General features: G+C 41.8%; 12 protein-coding genes. 6 read left to right on the plus strand and 6 right to left on the minus strand.

Features of this window, described 5'->3' with window-relative positions; genetic code table 11:
• Nucleotides 1–307 precede the first annotated feature (307 nt).
• Nucleotides 308–1,687, minus strand: coding sequence for a cysteine--tRNA ligase (cysS, locus tag QNM16_RS09705; RefSeq protein WP_284020291.1), 1,380 nt, complete (start codon nt 1,685–1,687; stop codon nt 308–310).
• Nucleotides 1,688–1,894: 207 nt separating this feature from the next.
• On the opposite strand from cysS, the gene QNM16_RS09710 reads away from it, so the two are divergent.
• Both QNM16_RS09710 and QNM16_RS09715 read left to right on the plus strand, forming a co-directional pair.
• Nucleotides 1,895–2,389, plus strand: coding sequence for a peptidylprolyl isomerase (locus QNM16_RS09710; protein ID WP_284020292.1), 495 nt, complete (start codon nt 1,895–1,897; stop codon nt 2,387–2,389).
• 52 nt (nt 2,390–2,441) lie between these two features.
• Nucleotides 2,442–3,161, plus strand: coding sequence for a UDP-2,3-diacylglucosamine diphosphatase (locus QNM16_RS09715; RefSeq protein WP_284020293.1), 720 nt, complete (start codon nt 2,442–2,444; stop codon nt 3,159–3,161).
• Between the two features lie 47 nt (nt 3,162–3,208).
• Here QNM16_RS09715 and QNM16_RS09720 read toward each other — a convergent pair whose 3' ends face one another.
• The 5 genes from QNM16_RS09720 to QNM16_RS09740 all read right to left on the minus strand — a co-directional run bounded on the left by QNM16_RS09720 (nt 3,209) and on the right by QNM16_RS09740 (nt 8,348).
• Nucleotides 3,209–4,132 carry a glycosyltransferase family 2 protein gene (locus QNM16_RS09720; protein ID WP_284020294.1) on the minus strand — a complete coding sequence of 308 codons (924 nt, stop codon included), beginning with the start codon at nt 4,130–4,132 and terminating at the stop codon, nt 3,209–3,211.
• The gene (locus tag QNM16_RS09725; protein WP_284020295.1) at nt 4,089–5,228 is read right to left on the minus strand and encodes a polysaccharide pyruvyl transferase family protein; all 1,140 of its coding nucleotides are present in this window, start codon (nt 5,226–5,228) and stop codon (nt 4,089–4,091) included. Before QNM16_RS09725 ends, QNM16_RS09720 begins: the two co-directional genes overlap by 44 nt.
• A 225-nt stretch (nt 5,229–5,453) precedes the next feature.
• Complete coding sequence (locus QNM16_RS09730) at nt 5,454–6,143, minus strand: sugar transferase (RefSeq protein WP_284020296.1); 690 nt, start codon at nt 6,141–6,143, stop codon at nt 5,454–5,456.
• Nucleotides 6,144–6,145: 2 nt separating this feature from the next.
• Nucleotides 6,146–7,402, minus strand: coding sequence for a WecB/TagA/CpsF family glycosyltransferase (locus QNM16_RS09735; protein ID WP_284020297.1), 1,257 nt, complete (start codon nt 7,400–7,402; stop codon nt 6,146–6,148).
• A 202-nt stretch (nt 7,403–7,604) separates the two neighbouring features.
• Nucleotides 7,605–8,348 (minus strand): hypothetical protein, encoded by a 744-nt coding sequence (locus QNM16_RS09740; protein WP_284020298.1) that lies wholly within the window; start codon nt 8,346–8,348, stop codon nt 7,605–7,607.
• A gap of 237 nt (nt 8,349–8,585) precedes the next feature.
• On the opposite strand from QNM16_RS09740, the gene QNM16_RS09745 reads away from it, so the two are divergent.
• The 4 genes from QNM16_RS09745 to QNM16_RS09760 all read left to right on the plus strand — a co-directional run bounded on the left by QNM16_RS09745 (nt 8,586) and on the right by QNM16_RS09760 (nt 13,962).
• On the plus strand, nt 8,586–10,214 hold the full coding sequence (locus QNM16_RS09745) for an LruC domain-containing protein (protein WP_284020299.1): 1,629 nt from the start codon (nt 8,586–8,588) through the stop codon (nt 10,212–10,214).
• A 13-nt stretch (nt 10,215–10,227) separates the two neighbouring features.
• Nucleotides 10,228–10,839 (plus strand): hypothetical protein, encoded by a 612-nt coding sequence (locus tag QNM16_RS09750; protein ID WP_284020300.1) that lies wholly within the window; start codon nt 10,228–10,230, stop codon nt 10,837–10,839.
• 257 nt (nt 10,840–11,096) lie between these two features.
• Nucleotides 11,097–12,545: a sigma-54-dependent transcriptional regulator gene (locus QNM16_RS09755; protein ID WP_284020301.1), complete on the plus strand. Its 1,449-nt coding sequence runs from the start codon at nt 11,097–11,099 to the stop codon at nt 12,543–12,545.
• A gap of 175 nt (nt 12,546–12,720) precedes the next feature.
• Nucleotides 12,721–13,962 carry an oligosaccharide flippase family protein gene (locus QNM16_RS09760; RefSeq protein WP_284020302.1) on the plus strand — a complete coding sequence of 414 codons (1,242 nt, stop codon included), beginning with the start codon at nt 12,721–12,723 and terminating at the stop codon, nt 13,960–13,962.
• Nucleotide 13,963 lies beyond the last annotated feature (1 nt).

Genomic DNA, 13,963 nt, shown 5'->3' on the forward strand with positions numbered 1-13,963 from the left:
ACCAAGAAAATTTTTGTGAGTAAATACAAAGATTAACTTACTCTGGTAGCAAAATTAGAATCGCTTCATAACGAAGAGGGCCTTAACTAAGGAAAAATTATAAATCTCAATATAAAGGAAGGAACTTAAATAACTAAAACATGTGCAATTTGATGCTTAAACACCGAATATTACCGATGGTTAACGTACTAAAAAAGGACGGGGCAGCATCACGAAACATGTCACAGTAATCATCTTGACCATATTTATTGCTACAAACAAAAAAGGAGCACTCAGTGCTCCTTTTAAAATATTCATTAAGATGTGCTTATGCTTTACGCCAAGTAGTTTTTCCAGCACTGTCTTCAAGTACGACACCCAGTGCAGTTAATGCATCTCTCGCCTCATCAGCGGCAGCCCAATCTTTATTGGCACGTGCAGTGTTACGCTGCTCGATCAAGGCTTCAATTTTAGCCACTTCATCTTCATCTTGATCACCTTGTAAGAAACTCTCCGGCGTCTGTTGCGCGATACCTAATACTTCAGCCAATTTCACCAAAATATACGCATGCTCACCTGCGGCTTTCACGTCAGTGTCTTTTAATAAGTTTACTTCTTTGGCCAGTTCAAAAATAACAGGTAGAGCTTCTGGCGTATTGAAGTCATCATTCATTGCAGCTTCAAAACGTTCTGCGTAAGCATTACCCTTTAGCTCAACTTCCACCAGCTCCACGCTGCGCAGAGCCGTATAGATGCGCTCCAAAGATGAGCGAGCTTGATCTAAGTTTTCTTGTGAGTAGTTTAACTGGCTGCGGTAGTGACCATTAATTAGGAAATAACGTACCGTCTCTCGGTCGTAAGCTTTTAATACTTCACGTACAGTAAAGAAATTGCCTAAAGACTTAGACATTTTTTCTTTGTTGACCTGTACCATACCTGTGTGGATCCAAGTATTTACGTAACAGCCATTGTTTGCGCAGCAAGATTGTGCAATTTCATTTTCATGGTGTGGGAACTGCAGATCTGAACCGCCACCATGAATATCAAATAAATCACCTAAGTGCTTAGAGCTCATCGCGCTACATTCAATATGCCAACCAGGTCGACCTTCGCCCCAAGGAGATGTCCAAGATGGCTCGCCCGGCTTGGCTTTTTTCCATAGTACAAAGTCAAGTGGATCATCTTTGCCTTCAGCCACTTCAACACGCGCACCGGCTTGAAGCATATCTAGGTCTTGCTGAGATAGCTGACCGTAATCTTTGAACGTTGAAACATCAAACAATACATCGCCGCTTTTTCCAACATAAGCGTGCTTTTTAGCAATTAAACGCTCGATCATTTCGATGATTTCATCCATATGACCCGTTACTGTTGGCTCAATGTCTGCAGGTAAGATATTTAATGCTTCAAAATCATCGTGCATAGCTTTGGTCATACGCACAGTAAGATCGTTGATCTCTTCTTTATTCTCTGCAGCACGCTTGATAATTTTATCGTCTACATCCGTGATATTACGAACATAAGTAACATCGTAACCTAAATATCGAAAATAACGGTTGATTACATCGAAAGATACATATGTGCGTGCATGTCCTACATGACAGAAATCATAGATTGTAATACCACACACATACATGCCGACTTTGCCTTCAACAAGCGGTTTAAATTGTGACTTTTGACGTGTCAGTGTGTCGTATATCTGCAACATGTAGTGATTTTCCTAAATTCGAGTTTGAAACCTTTGCATCATATCACTTGAAAAAGCTCGTCACCACAGTAAAAAGGCGAATTTTACCCTATCTAGGTAACAAAATTTAAACAGCAAAACTGTCAAAGTTATTTCAACACTTTGTAGTTCAGCAGATGTACTATAAAATAGCGTTTTAATCTTATCATTGTAATTCAAGGACCCATTATGGTTGTTTTACAAACAAACTTCGGCGAAATCAAAATCGCACTATTTGAAAAAGAAGCACCTACTACAGTTGCAAACTTCAAAAAATATGTTGAAAGCGGCTTTTACACCGGCACTATCTTTCACCGTGTGATCGATGGCTTCATGATCCAAGGCGGTGGTTTTGAGCCGGGTATGAGTCAAAAAGAAGTTGACGCGCCTATCCAAAATGAAGCAAACAATGGTCTTGCTAACAAGGTTGGTACACTTGCTATGGCACGTACACCAGATCCTCACTCAGCAACAGCTCAGTTTTTCATTAACGTGAATGACAATGACTTCTTAAACTTCTCAAGCGAAACGTCTCAAGGTTGGGGTTATTGCGTATTTGCTGAAGTTGTTGAAGGCATGGACGTTGTAAACAAGATCAAAGGTGTTGCAACAGGTTCATCTGGCTTCCATCAGGATGTGCCACTAGACGATGTAATCATCGAAAGTGCAACCATCACTGAATAACACTGACTAAAAATATGAGCGCTACGGCGCTCATATTTATACAAGAGACATCATGCGCAAGACCTACTTTATTTCTGACCTTCACTTAACCGAACACAGATCTGATATTACCAACGCTTTTTATAATTTCTTAGATGCTTACATAGATGATAGTGTTGATGCTTTATACATACTAGGTGACTTTTTTGAAGTGTGGATTGGCGATGATGAAGGAGACCCACTTGCAATTGAAGTCGCTAAACGACTCAAAGCCATCAGTCTTACAGGTACAAACGTGTACTTTATTCACGGCAACCGTGATTTTTTAATTGGCGAACAGTATGCCAAGTTATGTGGCATGACTTTATTACCTGAGCAAGCTGTGATCGACTTATACGGCACGCCTACACTGATTTTACACGGTGATGAAATGTGTACTCAAGATGTCGAATATCAAAAGTTTCGAAAAAAGAGTCGCGGTTGGTGGTGGCCAAAATTAATGCTCGCAATGCCGCTTTGGTACAGGCGCAGAGTAGCAAAAAATGCCAGAGCAAAAAGCAAGCTTAATCAACAAGGCAAAGCGCCCAGTATATTAGATGTGACAGACGACGCAGTCGCTGAGATGTTTGAAAAGTACAATGTACAGCACATGATCCACGGCCATACACACAGGCCAAAAGTACATAAAAATAAGTTCACTAGAACAGTGCTAGGAGATTGGTATAGTCAAAGCTCATATTTACTTGTGACAGAACAGACTCAATCTTTAGAGCAACACGCTTTTAGCGAATAAAGTACCTAAGTACTTTACTCGCTCAATATTGAACACCTTGTCACAGTCTATGCTGCTTTAGAAAAAATCGACATTGGCGTAGATACCAGCTTGTAAAAGCTCCAATGAACCGGTTTCGTGCGAGATACTGGGTTTGACAGTAACTGTGCGGCATAATTATAAGAGCCATGTTTGATATGGCGTTTAGCCAAATCGCAAATATGTGCGCCAACATACTTTAATACCATCTGCTCTAACTTTGGTGCAATACGCCCTGCTTTCACATCTTCCAACAAACGCTCAGCAAATGGACATAACTCTTTTGGTGGAGCCTTGTCACACGCACTGTTTTGAGTGCCTTGAAAATAAAAACTTTCAATTAACGGAGAGTAGGCAATACGCGAGTACAAAGCAAAGTTAATATAAAAGCTCTGATCTTCTCCCATCCACTCACCGCGCGGGAAGCCACCTAATTCATCAAATGTCGACTTTCTTACAACAATACTCGACATGGTAAATGGTAAGTCCCCACTTGCTGCGACCGCGAAATAGTTATCCATTTCATAGCCGTTAGCATCCCATTGAGTCAACGCAATTTTTGCGTCTTTATAATCATTATCACCGTATACTTTTTGGTAACGCGTTGCATATAAGCCCATGTTTGGGTATTGATTAATTAAATCGGCAATGCGATTCAAGAAAAATGGCGACCATGTATCATCAGCATCTAAAAAAGCAATAAACTCATTCTTAGCGATATTAGCACCTGCATTACGCGCTTCTGATACACCTTGGTTTGCCTGCTTCACTAATTTTACGTTACTGATATTTAAAGCACTGACAATATCTGCACTGTCATCTGTAGAGCCATCATCAATGATAATGATTTCATCTGCTTCATAGCTCTGAGCAACCACACTGTTAATTGCTCGTTCGATGCAATCACGCTTATTGTACAGAGGGATAACAACTGAGAATTTGATGCTGTTCATATTCATTGCTCCAATTATTCATTGATAATGCGACCGCTTGTTCTACTGGTAGTGTTGGTGCTACACAGTGACCCGATACAACCTGATTTGTAATATTGATGACCTCTAGTGGGTCATAGTCATTGGCATCAAATTGATACATGTCTGCCATACCAATTTGCTTTGACCACTGCTTACACTTACTGTGATACTGCAAGTTAATAAACGGCGTATTCACCATGTAGGCATAAACTGCTGCATGTAGCCTCATGCCAATCACTGCTTTAAACATTGCCATGCTTTGTAGTAAGCGCAGTGGATTCACTGTATAACGAATACGTTTAACCGGTACATAACTTGGCATTTTGCGAAGAATTTGCTCGTGCACATTGTTATCGCCTAAAGTGCTGTGGTCGTTAAAATCTACAAGGTAAATATCTTCACGTGTCATTTCCCAAATAGCAGTCATCAACTTAACCGCTTTTCTGATTCTGGCTCGTTCACTTAACTGATCTGCTTCACCAAAAGCGTTAATCGCTTGCTGACAGAAATTAAATGCAACACCTCTGCGCTCAATTGCTTGAATTGAATTGCCGAAGTAATGTAACAGCGAAGGTGCCAAATCAAATGTCTGCGCTATATTGGCATTCGGTGCAATCGCTTTCGCAATTTCAAAACTTTTCGCATCTCTTACACCGGTGAAATGACATTTGTTTAAAAACTTCGCACACTGCTTTTCATCTGCTGTTGTTTTGAAATCCTCAATCCCAACACCAACTGCATAGCTAGATTGCTTGCCACACAGAGTGACCATATGACACTTTTGTGCAATATCTCTGCTTGAATGCAATACAGAGCCACCACCAAAAACAATTTTCTTTGCATTAAACGCACGTTTGTAATGCGTTACTCTTTGGTGGCCTCTAAACAACATCGGCGCTTGACCTTGTACCTCTAGCTGTCTCACTAAGCCATATTGATTGCTGGCATTAACAGCGATGTTGTTACTACCGAATGTGCTTTTTGCACCTTCTATACTTGCTAACATCAGCGCATCGTCTCCGCTGTTGCGCATGCCGTAGTAACCAACAACATATATGTCGTGTTTGCTTTGCATGTGTAGTCCTCAACTCTGTGTCTATACCTAGATATTGCAGGGGTTGTGCCAAAACAAAATTTAATTTTAAATTGTTTATTATCAATAATTTAAACTAGCACCGAAATAAATGGTGGGTATTTTCACTATGAGAATTTGCAGAACGAAAATGCAAAATGCGGGGATTTTTAAAATAAAAAAGCCAGTAAATAAGTTACTGGCTGGATAAAGTGAAGGGATTGAATTTTAATATGCACCTTTTGCACCTACTACACATGGTACGGTTTTTAGTAAAATCTTAACGTCGCTCATAATGCTCTGCTCAACAATATACTGCTCGTCCAATTGCACTTGCTGTTCAAACGTCGTATCTGCACGGCCAGTTACTTGCCAAAGACCTGTTAAACCCTGTTCTGAATTTAAACGTGACAGCTGTGCTGGTTTGTATTGTGCAACTTCCATCTCTAGTGCTGGTCTTGGACCAATTAACATCATGTCACCTCTTACAACGTTCAATAACTGCGGTAACTCATCAATCGAATATTTACGAATGAAACGACCAATACAAGTGATGCGAGGGTCATGGATATACTTTTGACATACACCCTCTCTAGAACTGTCTTTCTGGTCAGGCGCTTGGAAGCGCGGGTCGTCCTGCATATACATTGAACGGAACTTGTACATAGTGAAACGACGACCAAATTTACCTACTCTCGTTTGACGAAATACCACTGGCCCTTTGCTTTCTAGTTTAATCGCCAACATCAATAGTAATAATAGAGGGCTAATAGCTAATAAGCCTAGCGCTGCAACCGCTCTTTGGAACCACACTGGAATGCCGTGGTGGACACCGTCAATATGGTGTTTCGTTACTTTCTTTACTGTTTTAGTTGATGCAGCTGTCACGTTTGTCGCAATTTTAGTTGTGATATCCATGATTAAAGCCCTCTGATAGATTGTTTTAAAATGAAAACTCGGAATAAGAACACTGGGTTGCCAATGACATAGCGATTGAACTTGGATTTTGGCTCTTGCATTAAACGCCATACCCACTCTAAGCCCATTTCGCGCATCCAGAGCGGTGCTCTTGGAATTGCCCCAGAAAAGAAGTCAAATAAACCACCTACTGCCAATGCACACTGGCAATTTAAACGATGTTTGTTTTTAGCAAGCCATAGTTCCTGGCGAGGTGATCCTAGAGCCACCAGCAAAATGGTCGCTCCGCTTTGATTAATTTGCTCGATGATGTCGTCATCACTGTTAAAGTAACCGTGATGCGTGCCGCGAATGTCTAAGCCTGCATATTTTTCTTGTAATGCCTCGCCCGCTTTTTCAGCAACACCTTCTTTTGCTCCTAGCAAAAATAATGATTGTTCTGTTTGTACAGCCTGCTGACACAACAGTGGTAGCATGTCAGTACCGTTAACATTATCCGCTAAATCGATACCTGAATGCTGTGCCGCTATTCGCATGCCAGAACCGTCAACAAAGTTCTTATCGCTAGCACACAGCGTGCTGTGTAATGCTTTATTGCTCGCAGCCAAGTTAATTGAATTCACATTAAGGAAGTAACCGACACGGCAGTTTGTCTGTGTTTGCTCGCTTTGACATACCCAATTAATCGCATCATGCATTTTGGTATTCGCGAACGGTATACCAAACATCTGGCTGTTACCTTGTGTACTGCCACCTTTTTTATACAGCGCCTTACACACAACTAACTTTAAAACCATCATCGCATCTTGAAGGCAGTTATGCTTCGCCTGAGCTTCCAGCAAGGTTAGCTCATCACTTGCAACTAAACCTGTAGCGCGATGTAACTGCAAACAATCATATAAACCCGCTTTTTCGCATGGTGATTTGAAGCGCTTTACATTTGGTATTGACGTTGTGCCGCGAATAATGGGGGTCCCAACAAAGTGAACTTGACCCATTGCAACGTTAATAATGTTTGCGCTCGATTTGAATGGACCCACTTGCCAGCTATATAACTCAACCACATCACCGCCGACATCAATCCAGTTTTCACGTTTGATTGGTGCCTTTAAAACTAGCATGCTAAATAAAGTGTTTAAGATGTATAAAGGAAGCAAAGCGACCATCAAAACGATTGCAAACGTAAATCTAATTACATTGCGTGTTGCACTTGTTTTTCCTGTAAATGCAATCTTGTGTTTGTTAGTTTGAGCAGCCATGTCACCACCTCCATAATCTCTGTTGTAGAGGTAGTTGCGAGGACTGTGCCAAATGAAATAAAAAATTTAAAACTTTGAATTAACTTAATTTAATTCAAATTTTCAATTTTAGAGTGAATAGAATTTCTTAATTTGCAAAGCACAACGAGAAGTGATTTTTAATTTAAAAAATATGGGAGCTACAATTTATTATACTTCCCTACTACTTACTAAATTGTGGATAAATACGACGAACTCTGTTAAATAACGCTGGCAGTTTACTGTTAACAACGGTGAGCTTTTTACCTTGTTGCTGGGCATCATTAAGGTCGCACTTAAGCAGCAGCTTACTCACTTTAAAAATGATTTTATGGACCATTTTATCAAAAAAGCTATTTTTCAAAGGGCCATAATTAAAGTGACGAATATAATCCGTCATGTCTTTAGAGTGCGTGTTATTCCATTTATCCGAAATCAACTGAAATCCATCGGTGCTTTTAGCAAAATGCGCGACATGCCCATTCTCCCCCCAACCAATTCCTTTCGACTCGGCCACTGGGGTTTCAATCTCGCCAAGCACTTGTTCAAACCACGCGACTGCAGCAGAAGTATTGTGCACTAACATCACGCCTGAATTGATTTCGCCACTAAAACCGTGGGCCATATATATGAACTTATCAGCAACAAGTAGCGATTCAATCTGTGGGCAATCATCTTGTACGAATGCATCAGCATCAACAAACAACACATTAATATAGCCCGCCTGTAACGCAGCTTTTAAAAGTAACAGCTTAAGCCAACAGCACTCTACCCCTAACGAGGTAAATAGAGGGCGAGTAATAACTACGTAGTCATACCCCATTTTTTTTGCATATCGCTTTTGACTTTTTATACAGTGGCTATAACGCCATTGGTAACCATTTAAAGCCACGCTAAATACCAGTGTCTCATTTTTATTCTTTGTCACTTACCGCTCCTTAATATGAGTTCGTGCCTTTTTTAAATAAAGCAAACTCAACATAAGTTTGCACAAGAAATATTTTTTCATTTTAAGAAATCTAAAAAATATGCGTATTAATTTGCAAAAAAAACCTCCTTAAAAACACATAAAAAAACACAAAACACTGTAATTTAAACACTTTATTTTCTGGCACAGTTGCTGCTCTTGTTTTATCAACTTAATCGAAAACAAGGTCTACACGTTATGAGCTATTTCACAAAGATGTGCGTTTCTGCTGCACTTTGCACCATGGCATCTAGCGCGGTTGCTGTACAGCTGGTCGATGGCAACTACGTATGGCAGTTCCAATCTGGGCAAGCGTGGCCAGGTGGATATAACCAAAATACAGGTAAACCAGACAGCTTAATTTATGCACGCGACGAGTATAGTAGTGATTTTTTCCAACGTATCAGCAATGCACTACCCGAAGCAAAAGTTAACGAAGCTTTCATAACTGGTGACAGTGGCTCTACAATACACTTAGTAGAAGAAGCAGAAGTCTTTATTACCTTTATTCATGAAGGCGCCGGATATAAAAACTCTTTTGGTTACTTCACTTTCGACCCAGAAAACCCGCCTACGTCAGCGGATCAAATACAAGAAACCATCGTATTTCCTAATTTGAGCTATCCACATTTGACCAACGGTCACCGCGTCAGTATCGGCACACACCCTGCGGGCACCAGTATCGGCTTTTTCGTCGCAGCAAATGGTTTTTGGTACTACACTGGGGTTAAAAACTGGCAGATCCCTTACTACTATTCAATTTCATCGCTCAACCCTGAACCGACTGAAGACTTAAGACAGCATTGCGTGCTTTTATACGATGAGCAAGAACAAGAAGTGGTTATTGGCTTCGAAGACTTACCGCGCACTTGGGGTGACAACGACTTTAACGATGCTGTTTTTAGTGTGCAAAGTAGTCCAGGCACCGCTATTCAATCGAGTAACCTTGTTGTTATGCCCGAAGCCAACGACAGCGACGCTGATGGCATACCTGATGAACAGGACGAATTTCCGAATGATTTTAGACGTTCGCACAGTCAGTATTTTCCTTCACAGACAGGAGTGTCAACACTCGCTTATGAAGATAATTGGCCACAGCGCGGTGATTATGACTTAAATGATTTAGTGGTGAAGCAACGCATACAAACAACTTTTGATGCCAACAACGAGGTCAGTGGGTTTATTTTACATGGTTGGATCACTGCCCGTGGTGCCGCATATGAGAATGGCTATGCGCTTCGCATATTAGACTCAGCACCGGCGCTAATTGAAAAGGCCACTGTCACCATTGACGGTCAGACGTTTGAAAAGAATGTTGAGGAGTATCAAACAAATGCCGTGTTACAACTTTGGAGCAATACACAGCTATTCACTCAAACCGGTGAGTCAGGCAAGTGTACGCACTTTAACACAGTGAAAGAATGCAGCTATTTCGAGCCAATACCGTTTACACTCGATGTGACATTTGAAGCATCTCAACCTTCACTTAGCATCGCGGACTTAGACTTCTTTATCTTCAGAACAGCAGATCGCACCATTGAAGTTCACATGGCTGACTATCCGCCAACAGACTTATTCGACCAAACGCGCTTTGGTAAGGTGGATGACTCATCAGATCCAAGCCTAAACCGTTATTTTAGAACGGCTGATAACTTGCCATGGGCACTGACAGTGAGCGAAGAGTTTAACTACCCGCGTGAATATATTGATGTGTTATGGGCCTACCCTAACTACGAGACCTGGGTTGAATCAAGCGGTGCACAAGCACAGGATTGGTACAAAACCAGTGACAGAGACACCCACTACTACATGCCAGAATCAGAGTAATTAGGAGCGCACCATGAAAACAGTAACTAACTTAACCGCAATGTTCAGCATCACCCTACTGGCTACTCTGATGACAGGCTGTGGAGGTGGAGGCGGCTCTGAATCGAGCTCGCCAGCACCCACTGCGACACAAACCAGTACGCAACCTGCTGCAACAGCAAATACAAGCACTGCAGCGAATGAACCACAGCAAACGGAGCCGGCACAAACACCAGAGCAAGAACCTGCGGCGACCATGGAAGACTTCATGCCGCAGGCTGAGCTTAAAGAGTCTGCAGCAACAGATTCGACAGACCTCTATGTTATGCCTGATTTTAAATTTAGAACCAGCGATGAAGTAACAATGGAGTTCAGTGGTGAAAACGTGTTTGGTGAATCATTAGCTGGAAGAACCATCAAAGTTTATTCGTTTGATGTCGAGGTACCCTCTGTTGAAGATGAACTGATGGGCAATAAAGCGCTTGTTGCCACTTTAAGATTTAATCCGTCAGGGCAGCTACAGCACACTCTCACGTTACCACAGACTGCAAAAACGATGCTGGTTCGCGTGGATAGTATGTTAGAGACAAACCAAGTGCTGTTTCCGCTCGATTCAGACGAGACAATAGTCCATACATTTAAGTAAGCTCTCCAAGCCAAAGTGTGCTCTGCTTACGTGGAGTGCACTTTATTCCACCTTTTCACACGCCCTCACCCTGTCACAACAAAATTGTCGGATCTTTATACGTTAGTCAGAATCTTTGTCTATGCTTGTTGCGGTTATATTTATCACATCGTGATAAATATTAAATATCCGCTACTTTCTGACAAAAGTCTTTGGAACTCTGAGAGTTACACTGCTATATCTTAATAGAGAACAAAAATTAATAAAGGAGCGCTTGAATGGATAAAATAACAGGACTTAATATTTTGCTAGTTGATGACGAGCCACATATTTTGCGCTCACTCAGCCGAGCATTACGCTCCGATCAATATCATATTCATACCGCTGAAGGCGGACCTGCCGCACTTGAGATTTTGGCGAATGAGTCCATAGATGTGGTCGTCACTGATAAAAATATGCCTGAGATGACAGGCAATGAACTACTCGCCATCATCGCCGAACAATACCCAGACACCATTCGCATTATGCTGACAGCTTTCACAGAGCAAGCTGCGCTCATTGACGCGATAAACCAAGGAAAAGTTTGGGGCTATATGCAAAAACCATGGGATAACGATAATCTCAGGATCACCATTGAGCAGGCACTACAGACAAAAATGCTCATTGCTGAGCGCAACATGCTACGCGCTAGTCTAAAACGCTATAAACGAGAACATAGATCTCAGTTCCAACGCTTTATTGGCGGCTCCTTAGCGATGCAAGTTGTTTATAAATGTATCGATAAGGCTGCACCGAGCCGTGCTAATGTGTTTATCACCGGCCCCAGTGGTACAGGTAAAGAACTGGCCGCTGAGGCTATTCACAACTTAAGCCCTCGTCACAACAACGAACTTGTCTGTATTAACTGTGCGGCGATTCCATCTGAATTGATGGAGTCCGAAATTTTTGGCCATATTAAAGGCGCGTTTTCTGGCGCGACCAATAACCGCGATGGTGCAGCAACCCTAGCTGATGGTGGCACGCTGTTTTTGGATGAAATTGGCGAAATGGATATGGCGCTTCAGGCTAAAATTCTTCGCTTCATTCAAACGGGAACTTTTCAACGCGTCGGTAGCGGCAAAGTCGAAAAGGTCGACGTGAGATTTGTCTGTGCAACTAACCGCAACCCACTTGAAGCCATTGAACAGCAACTGCTGCGTGAAGACCTATTTTATCGACTTAACGTCATTGCGATAGATATGCCCGCCTTGTCTGATCGTGATGAAGACCCTTTGCAAATTGCACTCTTCTATCTCAACAAATTTAGCGAAATGGAAAATAAGCTTTTTGTTGGTTTTTCCAAACGCGCAGAACAGCTCATTTTGAATTATGCTTGGCCTGGTAACGTCAGACAGCTAGAAAACCTTATTCACAGTGCCGTGGTGATGTCCGACGGTCCCATGGTAAGTGAAGAAACTCTGATGCAACAATTACATTTAAAACCCAGTGAAGAGCTTTTCAAACCTAAAGACAAATCATCCGCCAATGCCATACCTACTAATGGTGCTGCGCCATCAATGAGCACAGCGACGCCCGATGCCAGCAATATTGTGCCACTGTCAGAGGTTGAGCGCTTCGCCATTGAGCAAGCTTTATTAGTCTGTGATGACAATGTAGTCAAAGCTGCGGGGTTATTAGAAGTTAGCCCATCAACTTTGTATCGCAAAATACAAAAATGGGAGCCTTAGCGGCAATAGGCACTTTGCAAATTAAAAAATATCTGCATTGCAAATTGCGAGTACAGCGTCATTTGATAAAGCTAAAAACCATAAAATAATTAGGTATAACATAAAGTTAAAAATAAAATCAGAGTTGGCGTAATTATTGATTGATATAGGTATCACTTAAAACAGAGTAAACCGGATGCAATCAAATAAACATTCACTGAAGCTCCTACTACGTAACACCTCTTGGCTGGTCGGTGCAGAAGTCGTAGCTAAAGCTACTCGCTTATTGAGCATCATGGCAATGGCAGCATTTTTGGTCCCAGTAGAATATGGCGCAGCTATGTTGGCACTGAGTATTCATGAGGTCATTCGTTTACTGTTACGCTCTGGCACCGGCGCGCAAATCATTCGCGCAAAAGACAGTGAATTACCTGATTATCTATCAAATGGTTTGTGCATACAGTGGTTACTGTGCATAGCGCTTTTCTTAGTACAGTTGCTTGCAGCCTATGCAACCCACTGGCTTTTCCCTGAGCATGACATCACCACCTTAGTGGCGTTAATGGCTTTCACCTATTTGATATTTCCAATAGTCAGCACCCGTGCGTTTTTAGTCCAACGCGACAACCGTATGGCTCTGTTTAGCATGATCAGCAGTTGTTGCATCATCTTAGAGAACATCACCATTGCCGTTGCGTTATATTTTGACGCGGGCTTACTATCAATTGTTTACGCAAAATGGGCATTTGCACTGTTATGGCTTGGCGCTTTTTCACTGGTTGACACTCTGCCTCATAAAATAGGCTTCAAGCGCGATACCTTTTTTTATTTACTCGGTTCTTCTACGCAACTCGCTGCTGCTGAAGGTTTGCGTTCACTGCGTATGAACATGGACATCTTCATTGGAGCAAGATTACTCTCACCTGAACTATTTGGCCTTTATAGCTTTGCTAAAAGTGCGGGCATTGGACTTGCCATGTCAATCAGCCAAGCTTATATCACCGCGCTATATCCATATGTTTGCCAGCAACAAAAAAATGCACAAACGGGCAATTTAAATCAAAAAATCATGTTGGTTACCGCTGCCGTATCTGCCATTTTTGTATGCCAATCAGTTTTGGTGCCAGTCTATGTACCGTTTCTTTTTTCAGCAGATTGGCAGGCAAGTTTTACAACAACCAGTTTATTGTGCCTTATTGCAATCACGACAGTATGGTCAGACACCTACAGCGCAATGCTACGCAGTAAAGGCCTATTTAAGTTAGAAACACAGCAATGTGCATTCTGCCTTATCGTATCAATCATCGGTGTATTGGCTATCGCACCACAGCAGCCAGACACATTTGCCCTAGTTTTACTTTTGAGCAGCATATTATGGCTGGTATTTCCTGCCATCAATGTACTTCTTGTCAAATTCAGCGCCATCAAAGCCGCCTAAG

Origin of the sequence: Pseudoalteromonas umbrosa (genome assembly GCF_030125375.1) — a bacterium.
Taxonomy (GTDB): domain Bacteria; phylum Pseudomonadota; class Gammaproteobacteria; order Enterobacterales; family Alteromonadaceae; genus Pseudoalteromonas; species Pseudoalteromonas umbrosa.